17 protein-coding genes are annotated in these 18772 nt (G+C 42.2%); all 17 read left to right on the top strand.

The genetic code is table 11. The features are described 5' to 3' along the window. Nucleotides 1-8: 8 nt before the first annotated feature. The 17 genes from flgK to prfB all read left to right on the top strand — a co-directional run bounded on the left by flgK (nucleotide 9) and on the right by prfB (nucleotide 18655). On the top strand, nucleotides 9-1571 hold the full coding sequence (gene flgK, locus M3661_RS00310; RefSeq protein ID WP_251481252.1) for a flagellar hook-associated protein FlgK: 1563 nt from the start codon (nucleotides 9-11) through the stop codon (nucleotides 1569-1571). Nucleotides 1572-1588: 17 nt separating this feature from the next. Then, nucleotides 1589-2485 carry a flagellar hook-associated protein FlgL gene (gene flgL / locus M3661_RS00305; RefSeq protein WP_251481249.1) on the top strand — a complete coding sequence of 299 codons (897 nt, stop codon included), beginning with the start codon at nucleotides 1589-1591 and terminating at the stop codon, nucleotides 2483-2485. A gap of 22 nt (nucleotides 2486-2507) precedes the next feature. Next, complete coding sequence (locus M3661_RS00300) at nucleotides 2508-3071, top strand: DUF6470 family protein (RefSeq protein ID WP_251481247.1); 564 nt, start codon at nucleotides 2508-2510, stop codon at nucleotides 3069-3071. Nucleotides 3072-3122: 51 nt separating this feature from the next. Continuing rightward, nucleotides 3123-3524 (top strand): flagellar assembly protein FliW, encoded by a 402-nt coding sequence (gene fliW, locus M3661_RS00295; RefSeq protein WP_251481245.1) that lies wholly within the window; start codon nucleotides 3123-3125, stop codon nucleotides 3522-3524. Between the two features lie 2 nt (nucleotides 3525-3526). Beyond that, on the top strand, nucleotides 3527-3751 hold the full coding sequence (gene csrA / locus M3661_RS00290) for a carbon storage regulator CsrA (RefSeq protein ID WP_251481243.1): 225 nt from the start codon (nucleotides 3527-3529) through the stop codon (nucleotides 3749-3751). A gap of 110 nt (nucleotides 3752-3861) precedes the next feature. Further along, entirely contained in the window at nucleotides 3862-4668 is an 807-nt protein-coding gene (locus tag M3661_RS00285; RefSeq protein ID WP_251481241.1) for a flagellin N-terminal helical domain-containing protein, read from the top strand. Nucleotides 4669-4740: 72 nt separating this feature from the next. Next, nucleotides 4741-5799: a glycosyltransferase gene (locus tag M3661_RS00280; RefSeq protein ID WP_251481238.1), complete on the top strand. Its 1059-nt coding sequence runs from the start codon at nucleotides 4741-4743 to the stop codon at nucleotides 5797-5799. Nucleotides 5800-5801: 2 nt separating this feature from the next. Next, nucleotides 5802-7598, top strand: coding sequence for a flagellar filament capping protein FliD (gene fliD, locus M3661_RS00275; RefSeq protein WP_251481236.1), 1797 nt, complete (start codon nucleotides 5802-5804; stop codon nucleotides 7596-7598). A gap of 19 nt (nucleotides 7599-7617) precedes the next feature. Further along, nucleotides 7618-7977, top strand: coding sequence for a flagellar protein FlaG (locus M3661_RS00270; protein ID WP_251481233.1), 360 nt, complete (start codon nucleotides 7618-7620; stop codon nucleotides 7975-7977). 6 nt (nucleotides 7978-7983) lie between these two features. Next, entirely contained in the window at nucleotides 7984-8355 is a 372-nt protein-coding gene (fliS, locus tag M3661_RS00265; RefSeq protein ID WP_251481231.1) for a flagellar export chaperone FliS, read from the top strand. After that, complete coding sequence (locus M3661_RS00260; protein ID WP_251481229.1) at nucleotides 8352-8711, top strand: hypothetical protein; 360 nt, start codon at nucleotides 8352-8354, stop codon at nucleotides 8709-8711. Before fliS ends, M3661_RS00260 begins: the two co-directional genes overlap by 4 nt. A gap of 23 nt (nucleotides 8712-8734) precedes the next feature. Then, on the top strand, nucleotides 8735-11887 hold the full coding sequence (locus tag M3661_RS00255) for an IPT/TIG domain-containing protein (RefSeq protein WP_251482084.1): 3153 nt from the start codon (nucleotides 8735-8737) through the stop codon (nucleotides 11885-11887). A gap of 188 nt (nucleotides 11888-12075) precedes the next feature. Next, the gene (locus M3661_RS00250; RefSeq protein ID WP_251481221.1) at nucleotides 12076-13086 is read left to right on the top strand and encodes a fibronectin type III domain-containing protein; all 1011 of its coding nucleotides are present in this window, start codon (nucleotides 12076-12078) and stop codon (nucleotides 13084-13086) included. 180 nt (nucleotides 13087-13266) lie between these two features. Continuing rightward, nucleotides 13267-13464, top strand: a complete 198-nt coding sequence (locus M3661_RS00245) for a cold shock domain-containing protein (RefSeq protein ID WP_021257113.1) — start codon at nucleotides 13267-13269, stop codon at nucleotides 13462-13464. A 379-nt stretch (nucleotides 13465-13843) separates the two neighbouring features. Beyond that, nucleotides 13844-14395, top strand: coding sequence for a ribosome hibernation-promoting factor, HPF/YfiA family (gene hpf / locus M3661_RS00240; RefSeq protein ID WP_021257112.1), 552 nt, complete (start codon nucleotides 13844-13846; stop codon nucleotides 14393-14395). A 411-nt stretch (nucleotides 14396-14806) separates the two neighbouring features. Then, complete coding sequence (gene secA / locus M3661_RS00235) at nucleotides 14807-17317, top strand: preprotein translocase subunit SecA (RefSeq protein ID WP_251481205.1); 2511 nt, start codon at nucleotides 14807-14809, stop codon at nucleotides 17315-17317. 221 nt (nucleotides 17318-17538) lie between these two features. Continuing rightward, nucleotides 17539-18655, top strand: a protein-coding gene (gene prfB / locus M3661_RS00230; protein WP_139295337.1) for a peptide chain release factor 2 whose coding sequence is annotated in 2 segments (ribosomal slippage) — nucleotides 17539-17610 and nucleotides 17612-18655 — 1116 coding nt in all. Because the reading frame shifts where the segments join, the coding sequence is not laid out codon by codon here. Nucleotides 18656-18772: the final 117 nt, after the last annotated feature.

Here is an 18772-nt window from a genome sequence, read left to right as displayed (position 1 = left end):
GGAGTACCATGAGATCTACATTCCATGGAATAGAATTAGCTAAACGGAGTCTATACGCTCATACAGCATGGATGAATACAACAGGGCATAATATTTCAAATGCAAATACACCAGGATACTCTAGACAAGTCGTGAATTTGGTTGCCTCTAGACCAATCGAAGCTCCTGGTTTCTCAAAATCAGGAATGCCTGGTCAGCTGGGTATGGGTGTTGAGTATGACAGCATAATGCGTGTTCGTGAAAAATTTCTTGATGAACAGTTTTGGAATGCAAATCGTTCTCTAGGTGAATGGGAAATACAGGCAGATACATTAACAAAGTTGGAAAAAGTATTTAATGAACCATCTGACTCTGGCATTCGTACAGTGTTGGATAACTTTTGGAAATCATGGTCTGAATTAAGTAAGGATCCTGAAAATGTTACTTCTCGGAAAATTGTAAGAGAGAATGCAATGGCTCTTATGGATGCTTTCAATGAAACAAGCAAAAAAATGACAGACATGCAAAATGATTTGGCCAGAAGCGTTACGGTCAAGGCCGATCACTTGAATACACTAACGGATCAAGTTGCTCAATTAAACTATGAAATTTATCGTATTGAAGGCTTAGGGGATAATGCGAATGATTTACGTGATCAACGTGATCTTCTAATAGATGAATTATCAAAGATGGTTAATGTTACAGTCCGCGAAGAAGAGAATGGCTATGTGGTTACTGGTGGGGGAATAGAGCTAGTCAACGGAAGAGAATCGACCCAGACTACAGCTGCAGACTGGGAAGGCGCTTATAATGGCAATGCTCTAAGCAGCGGAGAGATGTTCGGTACCATCAAATCACGTGATGTTCTGGTCAATGATTATCTTAGTCAGTTGAATGAATTAGCTAACACAATGGCTAATGGAGAGGTCACAATTACAATTCCAAGTGGAAGCATTCTTCCAGAAGGTACAGTGTTGAATGACATCACTTATTCAGGTACAAATCGCCAATTGACTTCTGATTTAACCGTAACGGTTAAGGGTTTGAATGGACTGCACCAGTTAGGTTATACATTCACGAAACCTGCCCAAAAGGGGGAGGTATTCTTCACATCTAAGGATGGCGGGCCAATAACTGCCGGTAGCATTCGATTAAACCCTAATATCGAAAAAGATCCGAATCTTATTGCATCTTCCATGAGAGTTGAATCAAAACCAGAAGGTGATGTTGCGGTCAAAGGAAATAACACTCTTGCTTTGTTGATGTCGCAGCTAAAAGAAAACCCCTTTAAATTCAATCCTATCGGAAGCAATAATGGTATAACTAAGGGGACAATTGATGACTACTATAGATCGATCCTTGGACAACTTGGAGTAGAAAGCAAAGAAGCTCTTCGTCAACAAGAGAATAATAGTTTATTGGTTGATCAAGTGGAGGGGCGTAGACAATCTGTAAGCGGTGTGTCTTTGGACGAGGAAATGTCCAATCTTATTAAATTCCAACATGCTTACGGCGCGGCTGCTCGTTTTATGACAACGATAGATCAAAATTTAGATAAAGTTATCAACAGCATGGGTGTAGTAGGTAGATAGATAAGGAGGATGTGGATATGGCTTTACGTGTTACGCCAGGGATGATGCATAGACAGATGGTACGGAATATGCACTCCAATCTAACAAGGATGGACAATAGACAGAATGTGTTGTCGACAGGGATGAAGTTGAACAAAGCATCTGATGATCCAGTAGGTATTACTTATTCATTGCGTTACCGAAGCGACCTGTCCATAAATGATCAATACCAGCGTAATGCTGATACTGCGAAATCATGGTTAGATTATACGGATACAGTTCTAACACAAGTGAATGACATGTCCCAGCGGGCATATGAATTACTAACTCAAGCTGTGAATGGAACAAATCCGCAAGAGGCGATGAATGCATGTGCTATTGAATTAAAACAAATATACGAGCAAGTAGTGTCTCTAGGAAACACACAAATGAACGATAAATATATCTTCAATGGTCAATTAACGGATGTCCGACCATATGATTTAGCCACTGCCAGTATCCAAAAAACAGATAATATGAGTATTCAATATAGATTTGCCGAAGGTGCAGGGTTGAATATTAATATTACGGGGAATGAAGTGTTTGGGGAACCGAAAGCAGGAGATAATCTATTTCTTGTACTTCAAAAATTGCAAGATACTTTGAGATCAGGGAATCAAGACGCAGCTCGTAGTGAATTAGATAACCTAAAGTCCCGATTGGTAAAAGTCAATGAGGCACGTTCAACTATCGGAGCAAAAATAAACCGAATAGACTTAATCTCGACACGTTTAACCGATCTTGAGCTTAATCTTACAGATATGCAAGCCAAGACGGAAGATGCTGATATGGCAGAAACGATACTAAAAGTTAAACAGGATGAAAGTGTATATCAAGCATCCCTTGCGACGGGTGCAAGAATTATTCAAACTAGCCTGCTTGATTATTTGAGATAAATTAAATGGATGTGTTGCGGTAATGATTCCTCGCATACGTATTGAACAACAATTCGCGCAAATTGGTTTAAATACTACACAAGGGAGATTGGAAGTCCAATCTCCTAAAGGCGAGCTGGAGATTCAACGTGCACAAACACAAATGACTAATAATGTGGAGCCCGGGTCTCTTAATATCGATAGTTCGGATGCATGGATGGCACTAGGTAAAGGGAAGCATTTGAATTGGTTAAAGCTTGTCTACAGTCAAATGGATCAACAGTATTTGAATAACCTGGGGAGTATCGTGGAAGAAGGAAATCGTTTAGCCAAGTTTTCAGATGGTTCCAACGCAATAGCTGAAATCGCGAGTCAACGATTCCAAGAGACTTCCTTGGTTCAGTACACAGGCGAAGCTTCTTATAATAATGTGAAGCTCGAATATAAGCCATCTCGCAATGATATGTCATGGACTTCCGGGAATACAGATATTCAATACAAGTCGTACAAACCAGAGGTTTCATACAGCATGGGGGAAGTAAAAACCTATATGCGGCAACAGAACTGGATTAAGTTTGATGTGCATCTGGTTGATAAATATGTTTAAATGAAAGCTATAGCGGCAAGCTGTAGCTTTTTTTGTAGGGGGATTTCATTCATGCAATCTAATTTTTCTTTTCGTGGCAGCATCCTTGGGTTCGAACGTTTGGACATGTTTAGTCTTAATTTGATTCCTGATACAGCATTCTATCAACTACAATCATTGGAAGAGAAAGATATCCAATTCGTTGTTATTAATCCATTTGACTGGATGACAAAATATGAAGTGGAGTTGACAGAACAAGTAATTACTGAGTTGGAATTGCAGGAACCTAATGATGCTCTGGTTCTTAACATTGTCACCTTAAGAACCCCTTTTTCTAATTCAACTGTAAATTATTCTGCACCCTTAATTCTTAATGTCGTAAATGGTAAAGCACTGCAGCATGTCATACAGGGGGGGAAGACATATTCCAGCAGATCCCCGTTTCTGATGAACTTTTCAGAGGAAGGAAATTAACGATGCTGATTTTGACAAGGAAAAAGGGACAATCTATTATGCTCGACCAGAACATAGAGATTCATATTGCAAGTGTTGAAGGGGATCAAGTGAAGATAGGAATCAAGGCTCCTAAAGATGTCGTGGTGCTAAGAAAAGAACTGGTTGAAGAGATTGTGACCAGCAATCAAGAGGCTGCTGCACAGATGTTTGATATACAATTGTTGAAAAAAGCAAAAAAAAGATGATTTTTTTATACAGAACTATAAACTTATTCGAATTCCTTCCGATATATTGTATGTAAGGCATAAGGCCTACATACAAGGATGTAACTATTATACTCAGGGAGGAATATTCAATGATTATCAACCACAATCTTAACGCAATGAACTCTCATCGCAACCTGTCTTTCAACAATACTCAACAAGGAAAGTCCAGTGAGAAGCTTTCTTCCGGTTATCGCATTAACCGTGCAGCTGATGATGCAGCAGGCTTGTCCATCTCTGAAAAAATGCGTGCACAAGTTCGTGCAATGAACCAAGGTATGCGTAACGCGCAAGACGGTATCTCTTTGGTACAAACAGCTGAAGGCGCAATGAACGAAATTTCCGATATGCTCGGACGCATGAAAGAACTTGCTGTTCAAGCGTCGAATACGACATACAACGCAAGTGACCTTGAGTCCATGAACGCTGAATACGGTGCACTGACTTCTGCAGCAACAGAAATCGCAAAGACTGCAGAATTCAACGGTATTAAATTGTTGGATGGTACTGGCGGCAAAATCAACATCCAATTGGGCGGAAATGAAAAAGAAATGATTGAAGTTGACCTTGCAAAAGTTAATGTTTCCGCTTTGGGCCTTGGTGGTTTGACAGATTTAACAACTGCTAAAGCTGAATTGAAAGCTGTTGATACTGCAATCGGAAAAGTAAACTCTGCACGTTCTACATTGGGTGCGTTCCAAAACCGTCTCGAGCATATGTATAACAACATCGGTACGACTGCTGAGAACCTTCAAGCAGCAGAATCTCGTATCCGTGATACAGACATGGCTAAAGAGATGATGAGCTACACGAAATTCAACATTTTGCAACAAGCATCTACTGCAATGTTGGCACAAGCTAACCAAGCTCCACAAGGCGTATTGCAATTGTTGCGCTAAGTTGACTGAACAATTACAGTCGGAGTCCACTGTCAAGGTGGGCTCCTTTCTTAATAAGTGGGGAGAATTGAATTGAAGCTTAGTATTTGCATGATTGCCAAAAATGTAGAAAAGCATATTGGACGTTGTCTGGATAGTATTCCAAGCTTTTGTGAAGTTATATTAGTTGACACAGGCTCTACAGATCGAACCATTGATATAGCGAAGCAGTATTCAAATGTACGACTTTCTTATTACCCATGGACAAGTAATTTTTCAGAGGCGCGGAATGAATCGCTTACCCAAGCTACGGGTACCCACATTTTTGTGATAGACACTGATGAATGTTTTCTAGAAGATACTTATACGCAAATAACACGATATATTACATCTACTCCCGATGAACCTGCAGCCATCGTCATCAATAATATAGACGGTAACCAAATAGACACGGTTCACAGAATGGTTAGATTATTCCCCAATAAGGCGGAATTTCGTTTTTTTGGTGCAGTTCATGAAAAACTATACAAAAATTCACAAGTGGCCAAGTTTAGAATGAGTGATATTGCTATCAATCATTTTGGTTATAATCATACCGACTATTCCGAAAATAAATATACGTTCTATAAAGATTTATACCAGAAAGAACTTTTGAAAAATGAAGCAGACGGATACATATGGTATCAATTAGGGAAACTAGAAACGGCTGTTCAGCATTATGAGGAAGCTTGTGGAGCTTTTTTGCAAGCATTGCAACATGCTGATACACCTTCATTATATCATGCTGCCATGATAGTTGAATTTAGTAAGGTTCTGCATAAAGTGGGGCTTGTTGAAGACGCTATCATGATGCTTAGAAGCGGTAAAGAACAATACAAGGATTATCCCGATATAAGTTTTCAGCTCGGCACGCTTTATATGGAAGCAGGCAATGTAGAGCTGATGGAGTCAAGTTATCTTGAGGCTCTTCGAATAGGTGACACTACGAAGTATTCGACAACACCAGGAGTAGGATCATATTTAGCTGCATACAATCTGGGCATATATTACGAGCTCGCTAATAACCTGGATAGAGCTAAATATTACTATGAAAAAATCCGATATTTATATAAGCCTGCTGCAGAACGACTAATTAAAATTGAGGAGGGATAGCAATGCCAATGCGCATTAACGGTATGTCTTCAGGCATGGATATTGATCTGATGGTTAAAGATCTCATGAAAGCTGAAAGAATGCCGCTTGTTAAGAAGGGACAGAAGAAGGACTTGCTTCAATTTAGAATGGATTTGTACCGTGAAGTAAGCTCGAAATTATACTCGTTAAGAGAGTCTGTTAGCTCTATGAGGTATAGTGCGAATTTATCTTCCTTTAAGTTGAATTCTTCCAATGAGTCGATTGTAAAAGTTAGTGGTGCTGGACAGAATGCAATGAACAGCACAATTAAAGTGAATAAGTTAGCTCAATCTGCCACGACTTCTTCTCAAGGAACTGTGTCAAATACAGGTCTTCAAGGTTCAGCAGTAGGAGGAAATGTGACAGTTTCGGCGGGGGCTAATGACGAATTTATTATTGATTATAATGGCTCTCGCAAAAAAATTAAACTAGAAGCAAAATCGTATACTCCTGATGAACTTGGCAAGGAATTGCAGAAGAAAATCGATTCGGAAATCGGAGTTAATAAAGTAGAAGTCTCGATGAATGGGAGTGCTATCAACATCAAACCGTTGACATCTGCTCAGGTCAAATTGGTGGATGTAAATGCGCTAAGCAGCTTAGGTTTTCAAAATAACCAGTCTTATAAATTGAATCTTGAAACGAGCTTACTGGAGAACAAAGGTAAATTTTTGAACGGTTTGAATGTAACTTCGGGTGGTAACTACGAGATTAGCATTAATGGCGTTTCTATTCAATATAGCGCAGATGACTCCGTACAGCAAATTATGAATAAAATTAACGGTTCTAAAGCGGGAGTCAATATTAGTTATGATTCAGCAGCAGATAGATTTTCAATGACGACTAAGGACATGGGGAGCAATGCCAAAATTAAACTCGAGGATAAGTCGGGGAATTTATTGTCCTCAATGGGCTTCGATCTATCGAAAGTTGCAGAAGGGGTAGACGCAGAAGTAGAGATCAATGGAATCACTTCAACAAGAGATTCTAATACGTTTACTCAAGATGGGGTTACGTATACATTACTTCAAGAATCCCCTAATAGCGTAACGGTTACCAATACTGCTGATGTTTCAGGGGTAGTAGACAAAGTAAAAAAATTCGTATCTGCTTATAATGAAGCGGTTGGCCTTATTAATAAAATGACAGGCGAGAATAAATTAAGAGGGTACGATCCATTGACTTCGGAGCAAAAGAAAGAATTGAGCGAAGACGAAGTTAAAAACTGGGAAAAGAAAACGAAGCAAGGCTTGCTCAAAAATGATTCGCTGCTTGAGCCGTTTATGAGCGGTATACGGACAATGCTAAGTAAAAGTTATGCGGTAAGTAATAGCGATTATGATGCGCTATTTAAAATCGGATTTGGGACAACTAAGTATGAAGGCAACAAGGCTAAATTTATGGAGGATTCTGGAAAAATTGTGTTGGATGAAGAAAAGTTGACAAAAGCGCTTCAAGAATCTCCGGAAGCAGTGACTGAGTTGTTGACGAAATCCAGTACGAAAACGGAAGATGCCGGGTTCCTTCACCAACTGTATAGTAAATTGAACGATACAATTACTTCTATTAACAAGAAATCTGGCAAACTCGGCGGATCATACTTAGATGCAAGTACAGAGCTTGGGAAGAAGTATAGTGACATGGAGTTGGACTATAAATCATTAGAAATGAAGTTAACTAAAAAGGAAGACGACTATTACAAGAAGTTTGCTGCGATGGAAAAGGCACTCGCCTACAATAACAGTCAGCTTAATTTCCTCATGCAAAACATGAAATAATTAGGAGGTTGACGTACGTATGCAGGTTGCTGGAGTTAGAGGATCATTATTTTCCAATACTGCAGTTCCTTCGAAATTTGTACCTAGACATATTGGTCCCGAAGAACAAATCCTGATAACGAAACAAAAGACCCAAAGCGGATTGACTGTTGCAGAAAAAGCAGTTCTTAATGCCATTAATAAAGTCAATAAAACTTTGGAAGGTACCCCTCAGAGATTTGAATTTAAAGTCCATCAAAAATCGGGATCCATGATCGTAAAAATCTATAACAAGGAAACTAACGAGTTAATCAGGGAAATTCCGCCTGAAAAAATAGTGGAATTGGTTCAACGCTTGCAGGAAATTGTGGTTGGTTCAATTATTGATGAAAAGAGGTAATTCAGCGTGCAGCAGGCTCTAAATCGATACTATGAAACTCAGATAAATACAGCTACGCCAGAAGAATTAACTCTAATGCTTTATAACGGATGTATTCGTTTTATTAAGCAAGCCCACAATTTCATGCTGGTGAATGATGTGAACGGCAAAAGCCAAGCAATATCAAAAGCTATTAATATTATTAATGAATTACAAGCTACGCTAAACATGGAATATGAAATCTCAAAGCAGCTTGAGTCCTTATATATTTATTTTCAAGAAAGACTCTTGTATGTAAGTATTCATTTGGATCAAGAAGCTTTGGAAGAAATACTGGGTATGATAACGGAACTAAGGGATACTTGGCACGAAGCAATGAAGATGGTGAACAAAAAATGACGTATAGTAGTTCAGTGGAATTATCCCGAGAACTGGTTTCTAGTACGGCCGAATATTTAAATCAACTTCGCATTGACGAGGAAGACGAATTAGAATATGAAGCTTACTATAGTAAACAGCAGTTCCTCGTATCCTCCTTGCAGATGCTTGGCCAACTTACAGATTTTGAGGAGGTGATTGTAAAAGAGGCATATTCCAAATGTTACGACATGGAGTTGGAAATCCAAACCATACTCTCGTTGCGAAAGTTGAATTTAGGCAAGAAAATCGAACAAATTCAACGAGGTAAAAGACTTAAGACGCAGTATGAAAGTAATTCTGCAGAACCTGGATTAATGTTGGACAAGTTTAAGTAAAGGGGAACTTTAGCGTGAAAAAGATGAAAAAGGCGCTCGTGCTACTACTAGTTGCTTTGGTCTCAGTATCTAATATGAGTTTGTCTCATATTGTGAGCGCGGCATCGGTTAATGACTATCTTCAAGTTACTAGAACTGTATCACCTATGGAAATGACTACTGAGGAGGAAGCAACTGTTGAATTGAATATTCAAGGCACACCTCCCGTAAATGTAGTAAAACCTAACGACGTCATGTTAGTTATTGATAAGTCCGGAAGTATGAAGAACAAAATGCAGCATGCTATCGATGCGGCAAAAGGCTTTGTACAGCTAATGGACTTATCCGCCCATCGTGTAGGGGTTGTTGATTATAGCTCTAAAAATAGCATAAGTCAATTGCCATTGACCACGGATGGGAAAAAGGCGCAAGACTACATCGATACGCTTAAGGCTAACGGCGGAACTGCTACAGGTGACGCAATCGATGCTGCTATCAAAGAATTGCAAAGCAATCCTCGGCCGGATACGCAGCCAGTAATCGTTATCATGACAGACGGAGATGCAACTGAACCATCTGGAACAGCCTATGAATATGCTCTGAAAAAGGCAAATGAAGCGAAGGATGCCGGAATTGTTTTTTACACCATCGCACTATTGAATGAAAATGAAGATCCTGATAAAAGTGGCCCGAACTTATTGTTGAGACAAATGGCCACAACTTCCGATCACCATCATTTTGTATTGGGATCTACAGGTTTGAAAGAAATTTACGCGGAAATTGTCAAGGAGATCGGAATAGCAAGTGCATATGACATTACGGTTACAGATTACGTAAACGATAAATTTGAAATTGTTCCAAATTCATATGTTGACAATATTCCACAACCGACAGTTACTGACAATAAGTTGGTATGGAGCTTCAAGGAACTAAAAAATAAAAACCTGAAGTTTACATACAAAATAAGAGCAAAAAGCAAAGATGCAACTGGTATGTTTGATGTATCTACCTCTGAGTCGATTGTGACGTACAAGGATTATGCAGGCTCTAGCAGATCCAAAAACATATTGAACCAAACAATTAAAGTAAAACTGCCGGCACCGGTAATCACCTCGATTGTTGAACCTGCTGGTCATCCCAATGGTGGCGAAGTAGTGACTATTAATGGTGATAAGTTTAAACAGGGTGCTAAAGTTTACTTTGATAAAACTGAGGCTACTAATGTAACAGTAGAAAATGCACAGCTTATTAAAGCAACAGCTCCATCAGGTAAGTTAGGCAAGGTTAAGGTTTCTGTGGTGAATCCAGATGCTCAGAAAGCAATGATAGACTATGAGTATGCAGCTAAGCCGGAAGTGACTTCCTACACTCCTAACGAAGGGTTAATCAGCGGTGGGACGCTTGTTGCTTTTAAGGGCAACTATTTCACTAGCGGAATTTCAGTTAAGTTTGGGGACAGCCCAGCAACAATCGTAACGAATTCTACAGGGCAATATTTAACGGTCAATACACCGAAAGTAGAAAAAGCGGGTACTGTAGATATCGTATTGACGAATCCGGGAGGCATGACGTTAACTATTCCTGGCGGGTTTACGTACAAAGAACCAGAAAAACCGAAATTATCACTCGTTTCAATCACACAAGCAAGCGGACTTCCAGCAGGTGGCGAAACGATATTTGCATTAGGGGAAAACTTCTCGCCGGATGTTAAGATCTATTTCGGTGCCAATGAAGCGCAGGTTACATATATTTCTGCGAATCGTATACAGTTAAAGGTTCCTGCTGGAAAGCTTGGTGAAGTGGTAGATGTTAAAGCTCTTAACCCAGATCAGCAAGAATCCACTCTAACCAAAGCGTACACGTACCAAATGCCTGAGTATCCGGAACCTAAAATTACATCTGTCGCTCCTAATAAAGGGGAAATGGCAGGAGGAAATACGATTTATATCAATGGGGAAAACTTCGTTGCAGGTTTGAAGGTCTTTATTAATAATAAAGAGGCATCTCAAGTAACGGTTTCAAGTGCTTTCCGGATAGCTGTTAAGGTTCCAAGTTCTGATGTTTTCGGAACATTTGATGTTAAGGTAGTAAATCCGGATGATAAAGGAGCAGTCTTAGATAACGGATACACGTATACTGAACCAGTACCAGTTCCAGCACCTAAGGTACTTTCTATTTCTCCTGCATCTGGTACTATGAAAGGCGGTACAACCGTAGTTGTCATTGGCGAACATTTTGATGGTGCTTCTACGGTGTTCTTTAATGAGATGAAGTTGGCAACAACTTACCTTGGAGAAACGCAACTGCGAGTAAAAACTCCAGTTTGGGCGACTCCAGATAAAGTAAACGTAAGTGTTGTAAATGCAGATAGCCAAAAATCTGCAGAAAGCATTGGTTTCCAGTATGAGGAGCCAAAGCCGGAACCTGTATCCATCTCTTCAGTTACTCCAAATAAGGGATTGGCAACAGGCGGAAATTATGTGTATATTAACGGTGATAACTTTAAAGATGGGATTATTGTTAAATTCGGAGAGCAGTCAGCGGTTGTAAAGTCAGTGAGCAATTATAGATTGAGTGTACTTGCACCTGCTGCTTCAACTACTGGTAGTGTAGATGTCACTGTTACTAATCCAGATAAAGGAACTGCTACATTGCCAGGAGCCTATACCTACACATTGGTTCAGCCTGCGATATCAAGTATCTCGCCTGCAGTAGGCCCTCTCAAAGGCGGAACCAGTGTCTATATTTATGGTTCTAACTTTGAAACAGATATGACGGTGACTGTAAATGGCGCTCCGGTTCCGATTGCAACATTCGATGGTACATCTAGAGTACGAATCGTCACTCCGCCAGCGACAGAAGAAGGACTGGTTCCGATCGTTGTTACACTTAAAAACGGTGAAAGTGCAACAGCTATGTTTAAATATGAAAAGCCACCGCTTGGACCACCGCCAAAACTTGATTCTTTGAATGTTAAGTCCGGCACTCAGGCGGGTGGCAATTACGTTTACATTACGGGAGATAATTTTGTAGACGGGGCAAAGGTTTACTTTGGTGAAAATGAATCAACAACCGTTGTAGTTGAATCAGGTTACCGTTTGCGTGCTAAAGCTCCAGCCGGTACAGGAGAGATCGAAATCAAAGTGGTAAACCCTGACGGGCAGTCTAGTAATACATTGAAGTATACTTATAATTAATTAACACGTCCGCAAAATCCGCTACCTAAAATGGTAGCGGATTTTTTGTGCGTATCATTATCTTACTCCTGATGGCTCTTAACTTGTGACCATTGAACTATTACTAGATGCGCATCTTTATATTACAATATAGTAAGAAATTACCTCTCAGAACATTTGGCATCATCCAATACTATAGGAGGATTAATATGAAGTTAAAAACTAGTTTTGCAAGAATTATTGTGTTTACTTTATGTGTATTAGTTGGAACCGGCTCATTAGGCTTGACACAAGCCTATGCTGCCTCTGCACAAGTGCTTTACATTGCGCCAGACGCCTCTGTTATCTTAATCAAAGATGATGCAGGAGATCTCTATGTGAACGGAGAGAAAATTTCGCAACAAGGAAATATGAACTGGCAACGAGTTCTTGAAAATTCGTGGTCCGGTGGTTCCTTCAGACGCTCCCAGTCAATTGGTTATCATAATGGAAAGAGTTCTATAGTAGCGGCAGTCGATGGGACTTATAACTCTCCATATACAGGCCTTATCCCAAAAGCATTGTTTTTACAGGTCAAAACTGTTCATATGATTAATAGTGAAATGAGCTATTCTCAATCTGGAACAAGCCCTGGACAATGGGTAATAAAAAGAACCGATGTATTCGGGCTAGAAACTCCGCGTTACACAGAAGATTTTGACCCCACTTCGTATTTAGTCATCAATGCGGATACTGGAAAAGTCGTAGATTTTTATTCCGGTTTAAATCCTTATTACTACTCGAAGGCTGAAGTTCCTCAAGTTACGGTCAATAATACATCCGAACCGATTGCTATCCCTAAGGAAGCTCCACAGGTCTCTCTAACTGCAATCTCGGACAAGACCGCAACATTAAGCTGGAACGCTGTCCCTCATGCGTTTATGTATGAAATCGAGAACAATGGGCAATCCTTTACGCTTTTGACCCGAACTGCGAATTTTGTAAATTTGACACCAGACTCCATATATCAACTTCGCATAAGAGCTGTCAATCATCTTGGTGCTGGGCCATGGCAAGATGTCGCTTTCCAAACTAATCCTTCCGCTTCGCAGCCAATAGCTCATGAATCAAGTATTACTGAAAAGCTTCAACTTAAAGAACAAGAGCAATTCACGTCTTCCGATTTAGCTGTTCAATTGCTTCAAACGATAACAGAGAGTGATTTATCCATTGAAAAATAAGAATTTTAAACTATTTACGTCATAAATATAATTAGAGTATGAGAAGTGTAGGAACTGTATTATTGAATAATAAGAAAAATATCCCTTTCCTCATTGACAACGCTTCCATCCGGTGATATAGTCGAACTTGTGAAGGATAAAAACTCCACGGCATTTGAAGATGAAGGGAATGTTATCGACATGCAAGGTAAAGTAAAATGGTTCAACGCTGAAAAAGGTTATGGCTTCATCGAAACTGCAGAAGGCAACGACGTATTCGTACACTTCTCCGCTATCCAAACTGACGGCTTCAAGACTTTGGAAGAAGGTCAATCCGTAGAATTTGATATCGTGGAAGGCGCTCGCGGTCCACAAGCGGCTAACGTAATCAAACTGTAATCATACCGACGTGAGTCGAATTATATATGATTCCGATTAGCTACACACCCCTGGCTCAGTGCCAGGGGTTTTTAGTTTTTCATGGTCTGTTATTTCGAATTGCTACTGTTATGTTCAGTGGTTGTCCAAGATCCTTTTTATAGCTGTTTAATGAGCTTTAATGAGCTGTAAAGTGAAACCACATGAACATGATGTAACAAGACTTGCCGGTACCTATCCCGGAGTTCTGATTCCAGCTCATCGACAACCATATAAGCCGTTTTATAACCTAAGGATAAGGGTAAATAAAGATACGGAATTGTAAACGGATTGTAACCGTTTTTTTGATTCCTCCATCATAGCTATGGTATAATAAAGGTATCCAAAGGAGGAGTGCTATATGGAATATAAAGTTCGAGGTCAGAACATTGAAGTCACAGACGCACTGCTTGACTATGTCGAGAAGAAATTGAGCCGACTGGAACGGTATTTTGAAACTCCCCCTGCTTCAGGCGCTAACGTTACACTCAGCGTCATTAAGGATGTACACAGTATTGAGGTAACAATTCCATTACCGGGTTTGCTGCTGCGGGCCGAACATCGAAGCAAGGACATGTATGCATCGATCGATGGCGTCGTAGACAAGTTGGAACGGCAGATCCGCAAGCATAAAACGAAAGCCAACCGCAAGTTCCGTCAGGTTGGTGCGGCGGCAGAGCAGCTGTTCCGTGAACAGTCTACAGCAGCACCAGTTGCGGTGGAGGAAGAGGATGAGCTGGAAGTCGTACGGACGAAGCGATTCACACTGAAGCCGATGGACGTAGAAGAAGCAATCCTGCAGATGAATATGATTGGCCACAACTTCTTCGTATTCTCGAATGCGGAGAGCAAGGAAGTCAATGTTGTATATCGCCGCGATGACGGTCGTTACGGATTGATTGAACAAGGCTAAGAACGGGCACATTGAGTTCTCAGCTGCCATGTAGGGCAGAGAGCTCACCCGATTACCAAAAAAGGACTGAGCCTATTTCCACAACGGAATGGGCTCTTTTCACGTATATATAATAGTACGAGTTTTAAGAAGGTGCGATTTGTACCTCATTTTCAAATGCCTTCTATTAATATAGTGTAAATTTTCTTTTTGTTGCTGTAAGCAGGATAGCCCACGGTATGCCGCTACATTCGTGTGAAAATGTGATGAAAGATCGCCGAAAACATGCCCAGCGGCGGTTGCGGGACCCTGTTGAAACTGTTACAATTTATTGCAAAACGAGTCGATGTTACCGTTCTTGTGTAAAAGCTTGAATGAAGGATAGAGAACGGCCATAAAATCACGATCGGATTTGCGTGAAAGGGGTTAAGCATGCTAGGACTTGTAAAGAAAATATTCGGCGATGCCAACGAACGCGAAGTTAAGCGGCTCTTGAAGACGGTTGAGGTAATTAACGGTCTGGAACCCGAATTCGAGAAATTATCCGATGAACAATTACAATCGAAGACGGTAGAATTCCGTGAGCGTCTTGCAAAGGGCGACACAGTGGATCAGCTCTTGCCAGAAGCTTTTGCTACAGTGCGTGAGGCTGCGAAGCGTACGCTGGGCATGCGTCATTATGATGTACAGCTGCTCGGTGGTATGGTGCTTCATGAAGGCAAGATCGCTGAGATGAAGACAGGGGAAGGTAAGACACTCGTCGGAACACTTCCTGTATATTTGAATGCGTTGGAAGGGAAAGGCGTTCACGTCGTTACTGTCAACGATTACTTGGCATCCCGCGATAGCGAGATTATGGCTCAAGTATATAACTTCCTGGGCATGACTGTTGGTTTGAACCTGTCTGGCATGGATCACAACATGAAGCAGGAAGCATATGCGTGCGATATTACGTATGGTACGAACAACGAGTACGGGTTCGACTACCTGCGTGACAACATGGTGCTTTATAAAGAGCAAATGGTTCAGCGTCCACTGAACTTTGCAATCATTGATGAAGTGGACTCCATCCTCGTTGACGAAGCGCGTACGCCGCTTATCATTTCTGGACAAGCTGCTAAGTCGACAGAGCTGTACTTCGTTGCAGACCGGTTCGTTAGCCGCTTGAAAGGTGAAGAGGACTACACGATTGATGTGAAGACGCGTCAAGTTGCACTTACAGAAGCAGGTGTGGCTAAGGCGGAGAAAGCACTCGGCGTGGAGAACCTGTTCGATGTAAAGAACGTAACGTTGAATCACCATATTCAACAAGCGTTGAAGGCTCACGCGATTATGCGTCTGGATGTTGACTATGTCGTAAATGACGGCGAGATTGTTATTGTCGACGAGTTCACAGGCCGCATGATGGCTGGCCGTCGCTACAGCGACGGCTTGCACCAAGCAATCGAGGCGAAAGAAGGCCTTGAGGTGCAAAATGAGAGCATGACGCTCGCAACAATTACATTCCAGAACTACTTCCGTATGTATCGCAAGCTTGCCGGCATGACGGGTACAGCGAAGACAGAGGAAGAAGAATTTAAGAGCATTTACGGCTTGGAAGTTATCCAAGTGCCGACGAATAAGCCGAACCAGCGCAAAGACATTCCGGATGTCGTCTATAAGTCGGAAAATGCGAAATATAACGCGGTTGTAGAAGAAATCGTGAAGCGCCACAAAAATGGTCAGCCAGTCTTGGTAGGTACGGTGTCGATCGAGAACTCGGAGCGCTTGTCTGACATGCTCCGCCGCAAGGGTGTGAAGCACCAAGTCTTGAATGCGAAGTACCATGCGGAGGAAGCGAATATCATTTCTAGCGCAGGTCAACCAAACCAAGTAACTATCGCCACGAACATGGCGGGTCGCGGTACGGACATTATCTTGGGTGAAGGCGTACAGGAAACAGGCGGCTTGCACATTATCGGTACGGAGCGCCATGAGAGCCGTCGTATCGATAACCAGCTTCGTGGACGTGCTGGACGTCAGGGCGATCCAGGTTCCTCGCAGTTCTATCTGTCCTTGGAAGACGAATTGATGCGCCGCTTTGGTGCGGATAACGTGCTTGGCATGATGGAGCGTCTTGGATTTGAAGAGGATCAGCCTATCGAGTCCAAGCTGATTACGCGTGCTGTGGAATCTGCACAGAAGCGAGTAGAAGGCAACAACTTCGACTTGCGTAAAGTCGTCCTTCAGTATGATGACGTTATGAACCAACAGCGCGGTATCATCTACAAGCAGCGCTTTGAAGTGCTTGATTCCGAGAATATCCGCCAAATCGTGTTGGATATGATCAAGCCATGCATCGAGCGCGTCGTAGATGCGCACTGTAATGAAGAAGATATCCCAGAGAACTGGGATCTGGAAGAAGTCGTGAACTACATGCATCGTCAAATGCTTGACGAGGGTACAATTACGAAGGATGACCTGTGGGGCAAGGAAAAAGAAGAAATTACGGAATTCCTGTTCGGCAAGGTTATGGAGAAATATACAGAACGCGAAGAGCGCATCGGGCCAGAACTTGTGCGTGAATTCGAGAAGGTTGTCGTGCTTCGTGCCGTAGACTCCAAGTGGATGGATCATATCGATGCGATGGATCATCTGCGTCAAGGGATTCACCTTCGTGCGTACGGCGGTACGGATCCGCTGCGCGAATACCAATTCGAGGGCTACGAAATGTTCAACAGCATGGTAGCTTCGATCCAAGAAGAAGTGTCCACATACATTATGAAGGCTCAAGTAGAGCAGAATGTAGAACGTCAAGCTGTCATAGAAGAGAGCAAGATGTCTACGAATGCAGAGCCTGCTGAGAAGCGTCCTGTTGTAAGGGGCGAAGTGGTTGGCCGCAACGACCAGTGCCCTTGCGGAAGCGGCAAGAAATATAAGCAATGTCACGGTAAGCAAGACTAATTGGTTGAACGAGTTTTATGCCGATTATAGTCATGAATACTCTTGCATCGGATATACACCGCTGCATAGACAGTATAAACAGCATATTCATGGTGGATAGAGGCCAATGCGCAGCTCTCCACATGATAGACCCGAACGGGCGGCCGTATAGCCGCCCGTTGTTCGGGAGAAGGAAGCGACACTGCTCCCTTCCTAACCAATTTTGCCGAGGTGGTATTATGATGATCGACGCAAGTGTACGTCACAATATGCGCAGCATCGCAGCTAAACTTACAAACCTTAGGGGGTCTCTTTGACTTCGATCTGAAGCAAGAGATGATTGCCAACTTCGAGGAGAAGATGGCTGCACCGGACTTCTGGGATGACAATGACAAAGCGCAAGGACTTATCTCTGAGATGAATGCAATCAAGAGCATTGTCGACCAGTATGGGAAGCTGAAGCAGGATTATGACGACAATGAAATGATGCTCGAGCTGGCAGAGGAAGAAGACGATGAATCACTAGCTGAGGAACTGACAGCGAATGTTGAACAACTCCTGGCCAGTATTGAGAATTTCGAGCTTCAGCTTCTGCTGAGCGAGCCTTATGATAAAATGAACGCCATTTTGGAGCTGCATCCAGGTGCAGGCGGTACCGAGTCTCAAGACTGGGGCCAAATGCTTCTGCGCATGTATACACGCTGGGCAGAGAAGCGCGGCTTCAAGGTCGAGGTACTGGATTATCTGCCAGGCGACGAAGCAGGCATTAAGAGCGTGACGCTGCTTGTTAAAGGATATAACGCTTACGGTTATTTGAAGACGGAGAAGGGTGTGCATCGTCTCGTTCGTATCTCGCCATTTGATTCCTCTGGCCGGAGACATACTTCATTTGTATCCTGCGACGTCGTGCCTGAGATTACAGACGACGCGGAAATTGAAATCCGTACAGAGGATTTGAAAGTTGATACGTACCGTGCGAGCGGTGCGGGGGGTCAGCACATCAATACGACGGATTCTGCTGTTCGGATTACCCATATTCCAACGGGCATCGTCGTGACATGTCAGACGGAGCGTTCGCAGATCAAGAACCGTGAGCGTGCCATGACTCATCTTCGTTCCAAGTTGTATGAGCGCAAGATTGAGGAACAACAGAAGCAGTTAGCAGAAATCCGTGGTGATCAGATGGAAATCGCATGGGGAAGCCAAATTCGCTCCTATGTATTCCATCCGTACAGCATGGTCAAGGACCACCGGACGCAGGTGGAAACCGGAAATGTCGGCGCCGTGATGGACGGCGACTTGGATACGTTTATTGACGCGTACTTGAGAACCTTAATTCAACCATCATCTGAAGCATAAATATGTTGGTACCGACTGCGAAAACCTGCGCCGATCTTTGATCGGGGCAGGTTTTTTGTTGTGCTTGAATGCTTTACCATGCTAGAGAGTGCACATAATAAGATAGGTTCATGGCAC

The organism is Paenibacillus sp. MER 180 (assembly GCF_023713665.1).
GTDB classification, from domain to species: domain Bacteria; phylum Bacillota; class Bacilli; order Paenibacillales; family Paenibacillaceae; genus Paenibacillus_B; species Paenibacillus_B suaedae.
The sequence above is the reverse complement of the archived record's forward strand: the minus strand, read 5'-3'. Positions and strand labels throughout refer to the sequence as shown.